General features: G+C 45.6%; 12 protein-coding genes. 6 read left to right on the forward strand and 6 right to left on the reverse strand.

The annotated features are described in order from the left end of the window. Positions 1-158 precede the first annotated feature (158 nt). Entirely contained in the window at positions 159-872 is a 714-nt protein-coding gene (gene torR / locus AB4323_RS14480) for a two-component system response regulator TorR (RefSeq protein WP_017067841.1), read from the forward strand. Between the two features lie 166 nt (positions 873-1038). On the opposite strand, the gene elyC is transcribed toward torR, so the two are convergent. Further along, a complete protein-coding gene (gene elyC / locus AB4323_RS14485; protein WP_102332487.1) occupies positions 1039-1890 on the reverse strand; it encodes an envelope biogenesis factor ElyC in 852 nt (283 codons plus the stop codon). A 115-nt stretch (positions 1891-2005) separates the two neighbouring features. Between elyC and cmoM the strand changes: the two genes are divergently transcribed. The 5 genes from cmoM (at position 2006) to fdhF (ending at position 14130) form a co-directional block, all read left to right on the forward strand. After that, positions 2006-2791: a tRNA uridine 5-oxyacetic acid(34) methyltransferase CmoM gene (gene cmoM, locus AB4323_RS14490; protein ID WP_017063509.1), complete on the forward strand. Its 786-nt coding sequence runs from the start codon at positions 2006-2008 to the stop codon at positions 2789-2791. A 125-nt stretch (positions 2792-2916) separates the two neighbouring features. After that, positions 2917-4254, forward strand: coding sequence for a chromosome partition protein MukF (gene mukF / locus AB4323_RS14495; protein WP_017055049.1), 1338 nt, complete (start codon positions 2917-2919; stop codon positions 4252-4254). Next, on the forward strand, positions 4235-5041 hold the full coding sequence (gene mukE / locus AB4323_RS14500) for a chromosome partition protein MukE (RefSeq protein WP_017067527.1): 807 nt from the start codon (positions 4235-4237) through the stop codon (positions 5039-5041). The genes mukF and mukE overlap by 20 nt, the downstream gene beginning before the upstream one ends. Then, the gene (gene mukB, locus AB4323_RS14505; RefSeq protein ID WP_372152778.1) at positions 5038-9498 is read left to right on the forward strand and encodes a chromosome partition protein MukB; all 4461 of its coding nucleotides are present in this window, start codon (positions 5038-5040) and stop codon (positions 9496-9498) included. Before mukE ends, mukB begins: the two co-directional genes overlap by 4 nt. A 402-nt stretch (positions 9499-9900) precedes the next feature. Beyond that, positions 9901-14130 carry a formate dehydrogenase subunit alpha gene (gene fdhF, locus AB4323_RS14510; RefSeq protein WP_372152779.1) on the forward strand — a complete coding sequence of 1410 codons (4230 nt, stop codon included), beginning with the start codon at positions 9901-9903 and terminating at the stop codon, positions 14128-14130. A gap of 124 nt (positions 14131-14254) precedes the next feature. Here the strand turns inward: fdhF and AB4323_RS14515 are convergent, their stop codons facing one another. From AB4323_RS14515 to cmoA, 5 genes are all read right to left on the reverse strand, one after another. Then, positions 14255-15235 (reverse strand): alpha-L-glutamate ligase-like protein, encoded by a 981-nt coding sequence (locus AB4323_RS14515; protein WP_029235672.1) that lies wholly within the window; start codon positions 15233-15235, stop codon positions 14255-14257. Between the two features lie 3 nt (positions 15236-15238). After that, the gene (locus AB4323_RS14520) at positions 15239-16744 is read right to left on the reverse strand and encodes an inactive transglutaminase family protein (RefSeq protein ID WP_065585128.1); all 1506 of its coding nucleotides are present in this window, start codon (positions 16742-16744) and stop codon (positions 15239-15241) included. Between the two features lie 17 nt (positions 16745-16761). Then, the gene (locus AB4323_RS14525) at positions 16762-17502 is read right to left on the reverse strand and encodes an ATP-dependent zinc protease (protein WP_372102519.1); all 741 of its coding nucleotides are present in this window, start codon (positions 17500-17502) and stop codon (positions 16762-16764) included. Positions 17503-17790: 288 nt separating this feature from the next. Then, complete coding sequence (gene cmoB / locus AB4323_RS14530; protein ID WP_372102521.1) at positions 17791-18762, reverse strand: tRNA 5-methoxyuridine(34)/uridine 5-oxyacetic acid(34) synthase CmoB; 972 nt, start codon at positions 18760-18762, stop codon at positions 17791-17793. 186 nt (positions 18763-18948) lie between these two features. Then, on the reverse strand, positions 18949-19677 hold the full coding sequence (gene cmoA / locus AB4323_RS14535; RefSeq protein WP_017062083.1) for a carboxy-S-adenosyl-L-methionine synthase CmoA: 729 nt from the start codon (positions 19675-19677) through the stop codon (positions 18949-18951). Between the last annotated feature and the right edge of the window lie 121 nt (positions 19678-19798).

Genomic DNA, 19798 nt, shown 5'->3' on the forward strand with positions numbered 1-19798 from the left:
CTATATTGAATTGCGATGGACGATAAATAGCAAGGTTTAAGATTGTCTTGTATCAAAAAAAATCCATGTTTCTGGCTTTTATCTTCTGTACCACTAGAATTGTTACTAGTTATGAATAGAATAGTCACTGAAACTATTAAATAAGAAAAGTGGTGTAGATGAGCTATCACGTATTAGTCGTAGAAGATGATGTGGTAACCCGCAGTAAACTGGTTGGATACTTCCAGAACGAGGGTTACACAGTGAGCGAAGCAGAAAGCGGCGCTCAAATGAGAAACGTGTTAGAAGAAAACAACGTTGACCTCATTATGCTGGACATCAACTTACCAGGCGAAGATGGATTGATGCTAACTCGCGAATTACGCAGTCAATCAGACATTGGAATTATTTTAGTTACTGGACGCACGGATAGCATCGACAAGATCGTAGGCCTTGAAATGGGCGCTGACGATTACGTTACTAAACCCTTCGAACTTCGCGAGTTATTAGTTCGAGTTAAAAACCTACTTTGGCGTATCTCTGCTGCTCGTAAAACAGCAGCGGGCGCTGTAGAAGAAACATCAGATGAGTCTGTGGTTCGTTTTGGTGAGTGGACATTTGATATCCCTCGTCGTGCGTTAAGCAAGAACGGCGAACCAGTGAAACTGACCAAAGCAGAATACGAACTGCTAGTGGCTTTGTCTTCTTACCCTAATCAAGTATTAAGCCGCGAACGTATTTTGAATATGATTAGCCACCGAGTGGACGCGCCTAATGACCGTACTATCGACGTGCTGATTCGTCGTATGCGTGCAAAAATGGAGTTCGATCCTAAGAACCCACAAATCTTTGTGACGGTTCACGGTGAAGGTTACATGTTCGCTGGTGATTGATTTCCTTCGGGAGTGATTAATTAACAACGACATTTAAACGTAAAAAGCCGAGACATCATTGATGTCTCGGCTTTTTTATTACTCAGCTTTTACTGTTAACAACCAGAGAATCTACAAATACTTGGCGACTCTGTATGCTTAAGATGAGTTTAAAGATTCAATGGGCTTATTGAGGCTGAGCCGCGGAAACTTCACCGTCATCTTCAATTAAGCTGGAAGCTTCTGGAATAACAGGCTCTTCAACAATGTCATTGCTTGTATCTAGCCAATCACGCAGGCTTTGCCAAACCAATCCCATGGTTTCGTGCCAGTAACGCTCAGTCTGCTCAAGGTATAGCGCTTTCGGCATGTACTTTTCCCACGGCTCAACTATACCTTCTTGTGCAAGGTAGTTAGTTGGTGCCGGCAGTGGTTTCATTCCAGCAGCATTGAATTCGTTCAGTGCGCGAGTCATATGGCTCGCTGAAGTCACCAACACCATTCTTTTATTCTTAACGAACGCAGCGGCTTGGCGGGCTTCTTCCCAAGTGTCTTTTGCGGTTTCAAGCAGAATGATGTCGGGCTTTGCTACGCCAAGTGCTAAAGCCACTTTAGCCATCATTCTTGCGTTACTTACTTCAGTGCCTGCGCCATAGCCAGACAAAATGAGTTTTGCACCAGGGTAGAGGCGTAGAATACGAATCCCTTCACTTAAACGCATCAGGCCGGTGCGGCTAAGTTCTGATGTCGGTGGAATTTGGTCGTCTACGACGTGACCACTTCCAAGAACCATCACGTAATCGACGGTTTCATCGACAGGTAAAAATGCGGTGTGTTGCCTTTCCATTGGCATTAAAAGTTGACTAGAAACTGGCTGGAAAGCGATTAGGAAAATACCACATAGGGCTGAGAGGGTGATTAGGCAACCAGTCTTCCTTTTGGTAGTAAACATCACTAGGGCTAAACCCAGAAAAGCGAGAATTAACATTGCTGGCAGTGGCATCAATAGCGAAGACACTACTTTTTTCAGCTCAAACATATCCGAATAGTCCGAAAAAACATCACTTAGTAGTAAAAAGAGACATCGCCTCTTTATTCCTGAAATTCCTGTGACAGAATAGCAGGCACGATAGGACATAATAACTCAAGTAGCCGTGACTGAAGACCGTAATTTCGACGATATTGCCCACAAATTTGCAAAAAATATTTACGGCTCTGACAAAGGAGAGATCCGTCAGATCATCGTATGGGAAGATTTAGAACAAGCTTTGAGCAAGTTTGAGCAATCAGCTTCGCCGCTGCATGTGCTTGATGCTGGAGGCGGCCTTGCGCAGATGTCGCAAAAAATTGCGTCGCTTGGGCATAACGTTTCTCTGTGTGATCTCTCTTCTGAAATGCTGAAGCTCGCCGAAGAAAGTATCAGCGAAGCGGGTTTGCTAGAGCAATATCGATTTATTCATTCACCGGTACAAAAAGTCGCAGAACATCTCGATGAGAAAGTCGATTTTGTGATGTTTCATGCCGTAATGGAATGGTTAGCCGATCCTAAAGAGGCGCTTGATTTATTGCTTGAACAAGTTAAGCCAGGTGGTGTTGCCTCGATAATGTTTTACAACCACCACGGATTAGTCCTGAAAAATGTGATTTGTGGCAACATTCCTCATGTATTGAATGGGATGCCACATCGAAAACGGTTTAAGCTGCAACCACAAAAAGGCTTGAAGCCGGAAGAGGTTTATCAATGGATAGAAGACGCTGGTCTAGAAATCTGTGGTAAATCAGGCATTCGCTCTTTCAGTGACTACATAGGTAATATGGAGTACATGGGCGATTACCAATTTGAAGATGTATTGGAACTGGAAAAACAGCTATGTCGTCAAGAGCCATATCTGTCACTAGGCCGTTATATTCACGTTTGGGCTCAAAAACCTGCGCAATAACAGCGGTGAATGTGGTAAAAGAAGCCACAACATGCGCTATGCAATCGTAAGAAGCCCGCGTCATAAAGAAATAGGCGTCATATCTAATACATTCGATATGACGAAGAACAGTAACAGGAACCACAATGAGTGAAATGACTCAAACTGCCGAAGAGCAGCCAATTGATGAGTTGGTGGGCTGGGTCAAGCAGCATGATTTTTCATTAAACTTGCCACCAGAGCGCTTAGCATTTTTGATTGCTATCGCAGTACTAAGCAATGAAAGGTTCGATGAAGAGTTGGGCGAGGGTGAACTGCACGATGCATTTACCATCGTCACTCGACTGTTTGAAGATACTGGCGAAGCGTCCGCGTTTCGTGCCAACAATGCCATCAACGAGTTAGTTAAACAGAAGTTGATTAGCCGCTTTACCAGCGAAATCACCGATGGTGCGAGTATTTATCGCTTATCACCATTGGCGATTGGTATTTCAGATTATTACTTACGCCACCGTCAGTTCTCTAAGTTAAAACTGTCTATCCAGCTTTCTATGGTTGCGGACGAGATGGCAAAAGCCATTGAAGCAGCACAAAAAGGCGGAACTCCAGGACATTGGAGAAAGAATGTTTACGGCGTGCTCAAGTATTCTGTTGGTGAAATTTTCGATCAGATTGATCTTAACCAACGTGTTATGGATGAGCAGCAGCAAACCGTTAAACAGCAAATTGCCGACCTTTTAAACAAGGATTGGCGAGAGGCGATTAACAACTGTGAAACCTTGCTTTCAGAAACCTCGTCCACACTAAAAGAATTGCAAGACACCTTGCAAGCGGCGGGGGATGAACTGCAAACACAGATCCTCGATATTCAAGAAATTGTTTACGGTGACGATGAACTCGAGTTCGTTGGCGAAACCCTGTTCGGCTTGCAGATGAAGCTAGACCGAATCACCAGTTGGGGCCAACAAGCCATCGATTTATGGATCGGCTACGACCGCCATGTTCACAAGTTCATCCGTACCGCGATTGATATGGATAAAAACCGCGCCTTTAGCCAGCGCTTGCGTCAGTCAGTCACTGACTACTTTGATGCGCCTTGGTTATTGACCTACGCCGATGCTGAGAAGCTGACGGATCTTCGTGATGAAGCGCTCGTGCTTCGTGATGACGAAGTGATGGGACAAGCACCAATCGACGTAGAGTACGAAGAATTTGAGCAAGTAAATGACCTGCTTTCAGATCGAATTGCAGAGATGTTAAAAGCTCACAAACAGCAAGGCGCGCCAATTGATCTTGGCCTTGTGTTACGCGATTACCTCGCTGCACACCCTCGCACACACCATTTTGATTTAGCCAGAATTGTTGTCGACCAAGCCGTGCGCTTAGGTTACTCAGAGTCTGACTATCAGGCTATTCAGCCAGATTGGCAGGCAATTAACGATTTCGGTGCAAAGGTACAAGCAAATGTCATTAACAAGTACTGATGATTACATGCCAGAGAAACTGGTAAAAGCGATAGCGAACCCACTGTTCCCTGCGCTAGATAGCATGCTGCGTTCAGGTAAGCATGTTTCAACAGAAGACCTAGATAACCACGCGTTGCTGTCTGATTTTGAAGTTGAGCTTCAGCATTTCTATCAACGCTACAATACGGAATTGGTAAAAGCGCCGGAAGGTTTCTATTACCTGCGTCCGCGTTCTACGTCTCTGATTGGTCGTAGTGTGTTGTCTGAGCTCGACATGTTGGTTGGAAAGGTGTTGTGTTTCTTATACCTAAGCCCAGAACGTCTTGCTCATGAAGGTATCTTCACCAACCAAGAACTGTTTGATGAGTTGATGTCGTTAGCGGATGAGAAAAAACTCATGAAGCTAGCAACCAACCGTGCGTCTGGTTCTGACCTAGATAAAGAAAAGCTGTTCGAAAAAGTACGTACTTCTCTACGTCGTTTACGCCGTATCGGCATGCTGATTGCGATTGGTGAAACCGGCAAGTTCCGTATCAGCGAAGCGGTATTCCGTTTTGGCGCTGACGTTCGTGTTGGCGATGATATGAAAGAAGCGCAGTTACGTCTTATCCGTGATGGTGAAGCTGTGGTGCATACCCAAGAGCCTAACCAAGGTAGCTTGTTGAATGAAGAACAAGCGGAAGCCACATCAGAAGTAGATGCAGACGTAGACGAAAACGGTCAACAAGACATTTTTAACGATCAAGCTGACTTTGACCTTGAGTCAAATGCTGGCGAACAAACAAAAGTAGAAGGTGAAGCATGATTGAAAGAGGTAAGTATCAATCATTAACCATGGTCAACTGGAACGGCTTCTTTGCGCGTACTTTTGATATTGATGGATTGGTTACAACGCTTTCTGGCGGTAACGGTGCGGGTAAGTCGACCACAATGGCGGCATTCATCACAGCACTGATCCCTGACCAAAGCCTTCTGCATTTCCGTAACACAACGGAAGCGGGTAGCTCACAGTCATCTCGTGATAAAGGCCTTTACGGTAAGCTTCAGCCAGGCGCATGTTATGCCGCACTAGATGTTGTGAACTCTCGTAATCAGCGTCTATTGTTTGCAGTAAAACTGCAGCAAGTCGCGGGTCGTGATAAGAAAGTCGACATTAAACCGTTCGTTATCCAAGGCCTTCCAAGCCATGTGAAACCAACGGATGTGTTGATTCAGAACGTTTCAGACAGCCACGCTCGCGTATGTCAGTTGAACGACGTGAAAGCGGCGGTTGCACAATACGAAGGCACGCATTTTAAGGCCTTCTCTTCGATTGTTGATTACCACTCGCAAATGTTTGAATACGGTGTGGTACCGAAGAAACTACGTAACAGCAGCGACCGTTCTAAGTTCTACCGCCTAATTGAAGCATCACTTTACGGTGGTATCTCAAGTGCGATTACGCGTTCTCTGCGTGATTATCTGTTACCGCAAAATGGTGGTGTGAAGAAAGCGTTCCAAGACATGGAATCAGCACTACGCGAAAACCGTATGACGCTAGAAGCGATCAAAACGACTCAGTCGGATCGTGATTTGTTTAAGCACTTGATCACTGAATCTACGAACTACGTGGCAGCAGATTACATGCGCCATGCTAACGATCGTCGCAACAAGCTTGATCAAACCATGAAGTTCCGTGGTGAGCTGTTTGGTTCTCGTGAAACCTTGCTTGATCAAAACAACTTGTTGAACCGCGTTCAAGAAGAACTAGAGTTACTTGTCGATCAAGAATCAGCACTAGAGCAAGATTACCAAGCGGCTTCGGATCATCTGCAATTAGTTCAAACTGCACTTCGTCAGCAAGAGAAAATTGCCCGCTACAGCGAAGATCTAGAAGAGCTGAATGAGCGTCTAGAAGAGCAGATTATGGTGGTTGAAGAAGCTCAAGAACGAGTACTTCTTGCTGAAGAGCAGGCAACCATCACTGAAGAAGAAGTGGATAGCCTGAAAACTCAGCTTGCTGATTACCAACAAGCATTGGATGTTCAGCAGACTCGTGCACTTCAATACCAGCAAGCGGTTCAAGCATTAGAGAAAACTAAGCAGCTACTTGGTGATGAGTCTATTACGGCAGAAAGCGCACTAACTCTGGTTTCTGAGCTAAAAGCACAAGAAGAATCAAGCACTCAAACGCTGCTGTCTACTAAACATAAACTAGACATGTCTTCTGCTGCTTCTGCGCAGTTCGACAAAGCGCTCGCTCTTGTTAAAAGTATTGTGGGTGACGTTGAGCGTAAAGAAGCGTCTCAAAGCGCTAAGCAAGCTTTAGAAAAAGGCCGTAACGCAAAACACGTTGTTGAAAATGAACAGCAGTGGCGTGCTCAGCACCGCGATATGGCTCGTGATGTGGCTCAGCAGCGTCAAGCAAAAGAGCTAGCGACTGAATACCAAAAGCAACACAACATCTCACTGACTGACGAAGCGGTTTTCGATGAAGAACGTGAACGTCATGCTATGCAGATCGAGTCTCTTGAGTACGCTCAAGAAGAGCTGCGTGAAGCGAAGAGTGAGCAACGTCGTGTACAACAAAACCACGATCAAGAGATTCAAAAACTTGAGTCTATTGCTCCAGCATGGATCACGGCAAACGATGCGCTTGAAGCATTAAGAGATCAAACCGACGCTGAGCTAGAAGATAGCCAAGCGGTGATGACTCAAATGCAACAAGTGCTTGAAGATGAGAAATCTCAAGCGGTAGCAAAAGATCAGTTGGCTACGCGCCGAGCTGAACTTGAGCACGAAATTGAGCGTTTAGCGTCTCCAGGTGGTTCTAACGATCCTCGCCTCAAAGGCCTAGCGGATACGCTTGGTGGCGTGCTGCTTTCTGAGATCTACGATGATATCACTATTGGTGATGCGCCGTACTTCAGTGCGATGTACGGCCCGGCTCGTCACGCAATTGTGGTTTCTGATCTTGATGGTATTAAAGAGAAGCTGGTGGATCTTGATGATTGTCCAGAAGACCTTTACATCCTAGAAGGCGATGTCGACGCGTTTGATGACAGTTCATTCAATGCCGATGAGCTTGAAGGCGCAGTGTGTGTTCAGCTGAACGATCGCCAAATGCGTTACTCTCGTTTCCCTGAGATCCCACTGTTTGGCCGTGCGGCTCGTGAACAACGTCTAGAGAAATTGCGCGAAGAGCGTGACGTTGTGGTTGAAAACCACGCGAAGGCAGCGTTTGACTCTCAAAAACTGAATCGCCTATACCAAGCATTCAACAGCTTTGTTGCGAAGCACCTGCACGTTGCGTTTAACGCAGACCCAGAGCAAGCACTTGCTGCGATTCGTGATAAGCGTAATCAAATTGTTCGTTCTCTGGCTGAGCTTAACTCTAAAGAGCAGCAGCAACGCAGTCAGCTTCTACAAAGCAAGCAGGCACTTGGTGCGCTAGATAAATTAGCACCAATGGTTCGTATTTTAGAAGACGAAACATTGGCTGAGCGTTTAGCTGAATTAGAAGCGCAACTAGAGCGTTTAAGTGAAGCGAAATCTTACTTGAATACGCACGGCAAGGCGCTTACTTCTCTAGAACAGTTCGTATCTGCACTAGACGCTGACCCAGAGCAATTCGAAGCTTTGGAAGCAGAGTACCGTCAAGCAGACAACGCGCTACAAACGCTAAAAGGCAAAGTGTTCGCACTGTCTGATCTGATTGAGCGTCGTCATTACTTTGCTTACGCGGATTCTGTTGATTTGCTTAATAAGAGCAGTGAACTGAGCGAGCAACTGAAAGCGAAGTTGGTTCAAGCTGAACAAGCAAGAACCAAAGGCCGCGATGGCTTGAAGCAAGCTCGCGAACAGATGAACCAATACAACCAAGTATTGGCGGCACTGAAGAGCTCACATCAAGCGAAGCAAGAGACGGTTCAAGAGTTCAAACAAGAGCTACAAGAGTTCGGCGTAAACGCTGACGAAGGCGCTGAAGAGCGTGCTGTACGTCGTCGTGATGAACTTCAAGAACGTCTGCACACATCTCGCAGCCGTAAGAGCGAATACGAGCGAACGATTACGTCAACAGAACTTGAGATGAAAGCCTTGGCTAAGCGTCTTAAGAAAGTTCAGAAAGAGTACACAGAGCTTCGTACTTTCGTTGTTGCAGCAAAAGCAGGCTGGTGTTCAGTACTTCGCTTAGCTCGTGAAAATGATGTTGAACGTCGTCTTCATAAGCGTGAACTGGCTTACCTAACGGCGGGCGAGCTTCGTTCTATGTCGGATAAATCACTGGGTGCTTTACGTCTAGCTGTAGCTGACAATGACGACCTACGTGATTCGCTGCGTCTATCTGAAGACAACGCACATCCAGAGCGTAAGGTTCTGTTCTATATTGCGGTTTACCAACATCTTCGCGAGCGTATTCGCCAAGACATCATTCATACGGATGATCCGGTAGAAGCAATCGAAGAGATGGAAGTTGAGCTAGCCCGACTAACAGAAGAACTGACGCAGCGTGAAAACCGCTTGGCGATCAGCTCTGAGTCGGTAGCAAGCATCATCAAGAAAACGATTCAGCGCGAGCAGAACCGTATTCGTATGCTGAACCAAGGTTTGTCGAACATCTACTTTGGTCAGGTTAAGGGCGTACGTCTGAACGTTAAGATTCGTGAAAGTCACGAGATCTTGCTATCAGGTCTAGCGACTCAGCAAGAGCAACACAAAGACTTGTTTGAATCAACGCGCTTTACCTTCTCAGAAGCGATGGCGAAGTTGTTCCAACGTGTTAACCCACATATCGATATGGGTCAACGTTCTCCACAAGTTCTAGGTGAAGAGCTACTGGATTACCGTAACTACCTAGAGCTGAGTGTTGAAGTTAACCGTGGTTCAGATGGTTGGTTACAAGCTGAATCGGGCGCATTGTCTACGGGTGAGGCGATCGGTACGGGTCAGTCAATCCTATTGATGGTTATTCAGAGCTGGGAAGAGGAATCTCGTCGACTTCGCAGTAAAGACATCGTTCCATGTCGTTTGTTGTTCCTTGATGAAGCAGCACGTTTGGATTCTAAGTCTATCTCTACGCTGTTTGAACTGTGTGACCGTTTGGGTATGCAACTTCTGATTGCAGCACCTGAAAACATTAGCCCAGAGAAAGGTACAACCTACAAACTGGTTCGTAAGGTCTTCAAAGACCACGAACACGTACATGTTGTTGGCCTGCGCGGTTTTGCTCAAAACAAACCAGCATCTCCGGTGCAAGAGCTTATCGAAGAAACTGAGCAATAACTTTGATAGCCGAATTATAATCTTGATAGCCGAGCAATAACCTTGATAGCTTAGCTATAAGCTCGAAAGCGACTCAATGATATTTGTTCAAAGCCCCTAATCATTAGGGGCTTTTTTGTACCTTGAATCTAATTTCTTATTTCTTACTTCTTACTTCTTACTTCTTACTTCTTACTTCTTACTTCTACAGCAGAACCCCTCCCGCTTAATCCTTTCGTCGACACTGATAAGACCACTCATACATTATGGTTATTATCAATGGAACTTGTTTGAGGTCACACGCACAAAACCACAAATAATGTATGGTAATGACATAGATTTAATAATATTAATAATATTGTATTACTTAAATTTTAATTGTTGATAACTCGCGTGTGCGAAAGGTAAAGGTAGGACTTAGGTATGATTCAAATCGTTATTGATGGGAAATATCGAATCGTCGAGCAAGGACAAACCGTTCTTGAAGCGGCAAAAACATGTGGTTTGGAAATCCCATCTTTATGTGGTTTGAATAAAACAGCGGATAAAGTGCCGTGTGATTTGTGTGTTGTGGAAGTTGATGGCGTTGGTGTTACTCGCTCTTGTGAGCTTGAAGTGTCTAATGGGCTGAATATTACCACTCAGTCAAAACAGTTAACGAATCATCGACAAGAAGCGTTGAATCGCATCATGACCGATCACTACGCTGACTGTGAGGCGCCATGCCAAACAGCCTGTCCTGCTGGGGTCGACATCCAATCTTACCTGCACCATATTGCTCAAAATGATCACATTAAAGCGATTGAAGTGATCAAAAAGACATTGCCAATGCCGCTTTCAATTGGTCGTGTGTGTCCTGCTTTCTGTGAAACCGAATGTCGTCGTAACTTGGTCGATGAATCCATTGCGATTCGCCAACTCAAACGACACGCTGCCGATGCGGATCTAGCGGCTCAAGAGAGCTACATGCCAGCGAAGAAACCAAATAAAGGCAAGAGCATTGCTATTGTTGGTAGTGGCCCCGGTGGGCTTACGGCGGGTTATTACCTATCTAACGAAGGCTATGAAGTCAGTGTCTATGAGTCGATGCCCAAAGCGGGTGGTTGGCTGCGTTACGGTATCCCTGAATATCGCTTACCTAAGTCGATTCTAGATAAAGAAATCGAGTTGATGTGTCGCAACGGAATGGTGGTTGAGTGCGGTAAAAAACTCGGTGTTGATTTTACACTGTCTGATTTAAGTAACGATTTTGATGCGGTTTGTTTAGCCGTTGGCGCATCACAAGCGGTTGAAATGAATTACCCGGGTAGTGAACTCGGCGGTTGTTATTTGGGTGTCGATTATCTGAAAGATTACGTGACCGATCAGCAGTATGTCACAGGTAAAAAGGTCGCAGTAATTGGTGGCGGTAATACCGCGATTGACTGCGCTCGAACAGCGGTGCGTGATGGCGCGGATACTACGCTGATTTATCGTCGTACTCGAGATGAGATGCCTGCAGAAGATTACGAAATCGAAGAAGCTGAGCATGAAGGTGTGAAGTTCCATTTCTTAACCAACCCGGCAGCAAACATAGCCGATGAAAATGGTCATGTATCAGAAATACGATTAGAGCGTATGGCTTTGGGTCCGGCTGATGCTTCAGGTCGTCGCAGCCCTAAACCAACGGGCGAGTTCTTTGTTGAAGCGTTTGATACGGTTATTGCTGCCGTGTCACAAAAGCCTGATCTGAGTTTTATGGACAATGAAGCAATTGATATTCCTCTTACTCGTTGGAATACCGCAGATGCTAATCCACAAACCATGCATACCGGAACCGGAAATATTTTCAGTATTGGTGATTTCCGACGCGGCCCTGCAACTGCAGTCGAAGCGGTTGGGGATGGGCGTATTGCTGCACAAGCGATCGATCGCTTCTTCCATGGTGATATGGAAAATATTCCGGCTAAACCGTTTAACTCAAGAAAGCACAAACAGCTCAAAGCGGTGGATCCTGAGCAATACAAATCTATACAACGCATGGCGCGCAAGATCATGCCTGAGCTAACGCCCGAACAGCGTGAACAAAGCTTCGATGAAGTAGAAACAGGGTTTGATAATGCCGATGCAATCGCTGAAGCTGCAAGATGTCTAGAGTGTGGCTGCCAAGCTAATACAGATTGCGACCTACGAGACTACTCGACTGAATACAAAGCAACGCAAACCCATCCTGAATACAAAATCGATGTGGCTTCGAATGAGAGTTGGCAGGCGATTCGTGCTGAAGAAGCGAAGGTCGGGTTAACAAGACAAAAATTTTCGGTCGATGACAGTTCTGAGTTCATTATCTTTGACGCTAACCGCTGTATTAGTTGTGGCCAGTGTATCCAAGCGTGTCGAGAACAGAATGTTCATGGCGTTCTAAGCTTCATGAACCAATCGGATGGCAAACCTGCATCAAGACCAGAATGTCGTCCTAACTTTGGGGCGGACAAGACCTTAATGGGCGACTCAAACTGCGTTCAATGCGGATCGTGTATTCAGGCGTGTCCAACCGGTGCAATGGTCGATGCTCGCGACAGAAAGCAGGGAGACACAGACGTACTCAAGAAAGTCGATACCATCTGCACTTATTGCGGTGTGGGTTGTAAGTTAACCATGCATATCGATGAGCAGAAAAACAAAATTCGCTATATCGAAGGCGGAGACTCTCCGGTTAATGAAGGCATGTTGTGTGTTAAGGGACGATTTGGCTTCGATTTTGTGGGCAGCGATGCGCGTTTAACCACACCATTAATTCGTAAAGATGGCTGGTTGCAACCTGCAAGTTGGGATGAGGCAGTTAAGCTTATTGCCGAGAAGTTTACTGCGATTAAGCAAGGCTTTGGCAGTAACGCTTTAGCGGGGTTCTCGTCGGCGAAAACCACCAATGAAGATAACTATGCCTTCCAAAAATTCATACGTCGTGAACTCGGTACCAATAACGTCGATCACTGTGCGCGCCTTTGTCACGCATCTACTGTTACTGGTTTAGAGGCTTCGCTAGGTAGCGGGGCGATGACCAATGATATTCCAAGCATCAAGCACTCAGATGTGATCTTTATTATTGGCTCCGACACCACGTCAGCACACCCAATTATTGGCTCGCATATCAAGCAAGCTGTGAGACATGGTGGAGCGAGATTGATCGTTGCCGATCCAAAACGAATCGATATTGCTGACCATGCTGAACTTTATTTAGCGCACCGACCGGGTACTGATGTAATGTTGATCAATGGTGTGATGCAGCAAATCATCAAACACGGTTGGTACGACCAAGAGTATATCGAAGACCGTGTGGATGGCTTTGATACCTTGCTTCAAGAGGTAATGTCACCAAGTTATTCACTAGACAAAGTGGAGCTGGTAACTGGCGTTAAAGCGGAAGACATCTTCGCAATGGCGCGATTGATTGGTACTGCAGAGCGTACAGCGGTGTACTACTCGATGGGCATTACGCAACATACCACTGGTCACGATAACGTTCGATCAATCGCTAACCTACAGCTCTTGTGTGGCAATATCGGAATTGAAGGCGGCGGTATCAACCCATTACGTGGTCAATCCAATGTTCAGGGTGCGTGTGACATGGGCGCATTGCCAAATAACTTGCCGGGTTATCAGAAAGTGTACAACCCAATGGTTCGTCAAAAGTTTGCGATGGAGTGGGGCGTTGCTGATTTGCCTGCTGAAACAGGGTTAACGCTGACCGAGATTATTGATGGGGCGTGTAATCGAGATGTGCGTGGTTTATATGTGATGGGTGAAAATCCTGTACTAAGCGATCCGAATCAAGCACACGTGATTGAAGGGCTTGAAGCGTTAGATTTCCTTGTGGTGCAAGACATCTTCTTAACCGAAACGGCGCAGTATGCCGATGTGGTTCTACCGTCTTGCTCGTTCGCCGAGAAGTCTGGTCACTTTACCAATACCGAGCGACGCGTTCAGCGTATCAACCCTGCGGTATTACCTCCAGGTGAAGCGAAAGAGGATTGGGTGATTATCCAGTTACTTGCGAATGCAATGGGTGGTGGTTGGAGCTACGATTCGGTTGCGGACATTACCAATGAGATTGCTCGCGTCACGCCACAATATGGTGGTTTACGTTGGGAAAACATCACGGTTAATGGCGTGCAATGGCCAAGCAATAAAAACAATCCTGATGGCACTCGTATTATGCACCAGACTCAGTTCACTCGTGGACGTGGTCAGATGGAAGCGATTCCGTTTCGATATGCAGCAGAGCTTCCGGATGAAGAGTATCCGTTAGTATTAACGACTGGGCGTATTCTAGAGCAGTTCCATACCGGAACCATGACGCGTAAAACTAAAGGGCTGGATAACTTAGCTGGGCCACGTGCGATGGTCAGTGTTCATGATGCTGAAGCGTTAGGGATCTCGAATGGTCAGATGCTTAAGGTCTCAACACGTCGTGGTGAAATCGAAATCGCGGCCTTTGTGACTAAACGAATGCAAAAGGGTGTGGTATTTATTCCATTCCATTTTGTTGAATCACCAGTTAACCGTTTGACTACCACAGCGACTGATCCACACGCGAAGATCCCTGAATTTAAGGTGGCGGCTGTGCGTATTGATCCTATTCGTGAGCCTGAGAGTGAAGTAACAGAGGCTTAATCATATTAGCTCGGTGAAGACGGCTGGCATTAAAAAGCCGCGTAACTCTCAGAGTTATGCGGCCTTTTTATCGAGCTAGATTCAGTATCAATAACTGAGTCGTTTCGCTTTAATTTAGATGAGCTTAGTTTTGAACAATTTCGCTACCGTGAACACCAAATTGCTTAGCAGCGTAGGCAACGCGCTCTGCTGGTTTTGGGTATTCAGCCGGTGTGCCCAGGTTTTCAATATGATGCAAGCGAGGTAATAAACCTGCGCCGTTTGCAATCTGTATTGCTAATCCAGGGCGAGCGTTTAGCTCCAGTACCATCGGGCCTTCTTCTTGGTCTAAAACCATGTCCGTACCCATGTAACCAAGGCCTGTCATTTCCCAAGCACTTGATGCCAGTGTTAGCAGTTTTTCCCAATGCGGCACTTGAAGTAGCGCCAACTCTTTACCCGTATCTGGGTGGTGAGTGACTGGGTGGTCAAACTGAACCGCACGAACGGCTTTACCCGTCGCAATACAAATACCTACACCTACAGCCCCTTGGTGCAAGTTAGCCTTGCCGTCTGAAGCTGAAGTAGATAAGCGCATCATCGCCATTACAGGGTAGCCCTTGAATACGATGATTCGTACATCTGGCACACCTTCGTAACTGAAGCCATCGAAACACTCATCAAACTTAATGAGGTTTTCAACTACCGCTACATCGTTCTTACCACCAAGTGAGAAAAGGCCTGCAAGAGCGTTACTGATGTGACGCTCTACGTCTTCTTCATTGATAGTCGAACCTGATGGCTTGGTATAAACCCCATCCTTGTGAGATGTCACAACAAGGATACCTTTACCACCACTACCTTGAGCTGGCTTGATTACGAAACCCGGCCACTCTTTTACCATCTTGTGGATTGTTTTTACTTCAGCTTGATGACCAATCACGCCAATCAGTTTTGGTACAGTAGCACCAGCCTGTTCAGCAATGATCTTCGTCTTAAGCTTGTCATCAACGAGTGGATACTTGGAACGATCATTGTAGCGACCAATATAACTATGGTTACGCTTGTTCATTCCCATTATGCCTTTGTCTTTCAACCTAAACGGTGAAGTAAACTGATCAAACATAACTTAGTCCTCCGCTAGCGGTTTAAAGCGACGAAGCTCGGTTAGACGGTATCCTGTGTAGTTACCTAGTAGCAAGATGGTCGCTAGAATAACAAGCTGTAAACCAATAAAGTTAAACGTTAAGTGCTGAATGAACGGGTTAGTCATGCCTAAGTAAACAAGAACCGCAGTGAATAGAGAACCACCACCTTGTAGCATTACTTCTTTCGCGCCTTCTTCTTCCCATAGGATAGACATACGTTCGATAGTCCAAGATAGGATGATCATTGGGAAGAACGTAATAGATAGACCTTCAGTCAGACCGACTTTAAACGCGACCACGGTAAACACGGAGATAATCATGATTACCGTAATGATTACGGCGGATATCCTGGCTACCAGTAGCAAGTTGAGTTTGGATAAGTAACTTCGAATAATAAGACCCGTACCGACGATCAGTAGGAAGCCAACAATACCCGTTACCAGTTGTGTTTGAACAAAGGCCACCGCAATCAGAACTGGCATGAAGGTACCAGACGTTTTCAAACCGATGATGACACGCAAGAACACAACAATAAGTGCACCGATAGGAATCAGCATGATGGTTTTAAACATCGCTTGCTCTTCTAGCGGTAGGCTATGAATCGATAGGTTTAACAGCTGGTCAGCCGAGACTTTACTGTTGGTTGCTTCAGTTGGTGAAACCTCTTGAGCAATCATAGAGAAGTGAACTTTACTGTTTTGACCGCCAACTACATCCAGTAGAGAAACGTTTGACTCGTCCCAGATAAGTAGGTTTGGTTGAACTTGCTGTTCGCTGGACTCAGGAGAGAATAGGATCCACTCATCGTTATCCCAAATCTGAATCATGTTCTGAATTGATTGACGACGACGGCCATCTTCTAGCTCGATAACACCAACCACTTTGTTGTGTATTTTCGCTGCTGAAAGTAGCTTGTGTGTCGCTTCCACTTTGGTCATGTTGTTCAGAATCAGCGCAGAGTTTTGACTGTCTGGATCATTAAGTGTTTTGATGAGCTCACGAGTGAACGTTAGATTGTCTGCAGAACGCTTTGTTGCTCTGTCAATAAGAGCTAGAGACGCCGCTTCTTCCGGGCCGTCGAAGCTTGGTTGAACCACTTCACCTTCTGGTGGTGTGTCGTTCACTTTAGCTTGGTTGTCGACTAGGAATTGTGTCTTGTAGTAGATGGTTTGAGGGCCATCTGCGTAACGAATAGACCACTCTGCACGACGACCTGACTCAGTATTTAAGTAAGAAATACCGTAACCTGGTGATGAAGCCGATTCGCCGATAAGTGTGTAGTTAGACTGAGTATGAGGAGCCGCTAAGGAAACTTTTGCTTCTTTGCCTACTGCGTTGAACTCAATACGAGCTTCAACGTCCCAAACCTGCCTGGTTTCCCCTGGAGTCCAAGGTACACCGTAGGTCGTATGTCTGAACATACTCAGTGTTATGCCTGCCACGATAAGCAGGAATATAGAGATATAAAATGGAATTCTTGACGTCATAGCTTACCCTACTATTGTTATTTAACTTCCGTTTGTACGTACTTTTTACTTACATCTACTAGCGCTATGTCTTTGATAAATTCGCGCCCTAGTAATACAGGGTGACTCATTTGAGAGCGATCCGCCAATGTAAATTGCGCTTTTTCATGGATTTTTCCAACTTTAACCCATAATTCAATCACAGCTCGACGTTCTGTCTGATCATTCGTTGATTGGCGGATTTTCACATAACGTACAACAGGCGCTTCAATCCATTTCTGGTCTTCTTTAGCTTGGGCTTTGTCGTCTAGGTGAAATTTAACCCAGTTCTTACCATTTCGTTCGAATTCTTTAATATCGACGGCATTCAAAGAAGAGGTTGTTGCGCCGGTATCCACTCGCGCATCAAAGCTTTGTTTGATTGAGTCGATAGACACTTTTTCGATTCCGCCAAGGATAGTCGGTTGTGAGGTAGGAGCGATAGGAGCCGCTGCAACTGCCACGGGTTCTTCTTCCTCTAGCTCTTCAATGACTTTGTGTTCCATGCTTGTTAGATGAACATCTAACTGATTTGAAAGGGTGATGATTTCGTCTTCTAAGCTTTCAATGTAATCACTTTGATTACTGACTTGCAGTTCAAGATTTTGAACCTTATTTGCGATGTTTGTCTCTGAGCGGGCAATAGCATCGAGAGTTTCTTGGTGGTAGGCAGCACCGTTAGTAAGGGTACAACCAGAGAGCAAACCAACCGCCACAATAGGCGATAATCGCTTAAACATAAAAAAACCTTTGGAAATTAGAGAATAGTTCAGACTATTTAGAAGTTTAGCCCACAAAAAAGGATGCGTGAAGCATCCTATTGTAAGAGTCTGGTCATATTGAATCGCAATGTGAGCGCTACGCCAATTATTGTAATTTTAAATAGCTCACTTATTAAGCATAAGTCAATTTTTGTTCAATTTGCGCGCATTTTTGTGAAAGCTCACAGCGAAGCAAAAGGTGGCGCTGTAGCCACCAAAAAGCCATTACTCTGTTATCGGCTAAATAATGGCTTTCGGGCATCACATTTATGGCTTGGTCGCCACAAGAATGGCACGTCTTGGTGCTGGGTGACCTTCAACCGTTTTACTTGGATCATTCGGGTCTAAGTAATCTGGTAGAGAGTTGTGTGTCATCCATTCTGTCGTGCGTTGCTCGCCGATTGTCGTGACATTCTCATCCACGATGCGCACGTCTTCAAAGCCGACCTGTTCAAGCCAGCGTTTCAGAGCTCGAGCAGAGGGGAAGAAGTACACGTTTCTCATCTGCGCGTAACGGTCAACAGGAACCAGAACTGCATTTTCATCGCCTTCAATCACTAAGGTTTCAAGCACTAATTCACCGCCAGACACCAATTGGTCTTTCAGTTGAATCAAGTGATCAAGCGGAGAGCGACGGTGGTATAGCACGCCCATGCTGAATACAGTGTCGTACGCTTCCAGTTTTGGTAGTTGTTCAATACCTAGAGGTAAAAGGTGCGCACGTTGGTCATCGCCCATCAACTTACGGATCGCTTCAAACTGAACCAAGAAAAGGTGAGAAGGGTCGATACCTACTGTAAGACGAGCGCCTTGGCCAAGCATGCGCCACATGTGGTAACCATTGCCACAACCTACATCGAGCACAGAACGGTTTTTAAGTGGTGAGATATGTGGAAGCACACGATCCCATTTCCAGTCACTGCGCCATTCTGTATCGATATGAATGTCGTGAACCGTGTAAGGACCTTTTCTCCACGGGTGGAAAGTCTTCAATAAGCTTTCTAGCTTTTTCAGTTCGCCTGTGTGGTATGGCGTAGAACTACCAATCGTCACTGAATTTTTCAGGTCAACTTGATCTGGCACGTCTTGTGGAATCTTGTTTAGTGCACGTAGCCAGCGGTCAAAGTCACCGTGCTCTGCATTTTGCCAATCGGTCAGTTGCTGTGGCAGGACATTTAGCCACGGCTGAAGGCGAGTATCTTGGGCAATAAGTTGATAAAAATTGGCAAAATTAAACATAGGTTTTCACTGAGTTGGTGGTGTAGAAATTAAATTTGTCACTCCATTAAGAGTGTGGACAAACATGCTAGGGAATCTCGTTTATCGTGTTTGATAAGAGATCCCCAATTCGTTTGTTCCTCGCTCTTGAGGATGACATTTTAGTACGTGCTAACGGTGTCGCGACGGTTACGTAATCTAAAATGTTTACTTTATCGCGAACATTGAACCAAAGTTGAAACATTGGAACCAGACTTCGCTGCTTGAGAAGCCAATCTTATCAAATCGCTCTCTGTGAACAGGGATCGAATCCGGGCGCATCACGTTTTCAATTGCGCTACGTTTCTGACTTACTTCTAGCTCGCTGTACCCGTTAGCACGTTTGAAATCATGGTGCAGGTCGATAAGCAGTTCATTTGAGCTTTCATCTTCGAATACGTATTTTTCTGACAGGATTAAGATCCCGCCTGGGCGCAAGCCAGCATGAATTTTCTCAAGCAGAGCGTATCGATCGTCTGGAGAAAGAAATTGCAGCGTAAAGTTAAGCACCACAACAGAAGCGTCTTTGATTTCCACTTCACGGATGTCGGCTTCAATCACTTCTACCGGTGTGTCACTGCGGTAAGCATTTACGTGCAATTTGCAGCGCTCAACCATGGCTTCTGAATTATCGATCGCGAAAATCGTGCAGCCTTCTTGCTGAATGTGACGACGCATAGAAAGTGTCGCAGCACCAAGCGAGCAGCCAAGGTCGTAAATATTTGAGTGTGGCTTTACAAAGCGCTCAGCCAGCATGCCGATTGCAGAGATGATATTGCTATAGCCAGGCACCGAACGTTGAATCATATCCGGAAATACTTCAGCAACCCTTGCATCAAAGGTGAAGTCTCCAATTTTATCAATAGGAGCGGAAAAGATATTGTCTGTGTTGCTCATAGCATTTTCTCTCGACAGTCAGCGTAATTGGCACAAAATTCGTACCAAATAAAAGGGGGCGTATTTTACGTAAAAAAAACGCCACTGTCACGAAAACTGAGATTTAGCTCAAGGTTCGAAG

This window comes from Vibrio sp. 10N.261.52.C11 (assembly GCF_041471405.1).
Classification (GTDB): domain Bacteria; phylum Pseudomonadota; class Gammaproteobacteria; order Enterobacterales; family Vibrionaceae; genus Vibrio; species Vibrio crassostreae_C.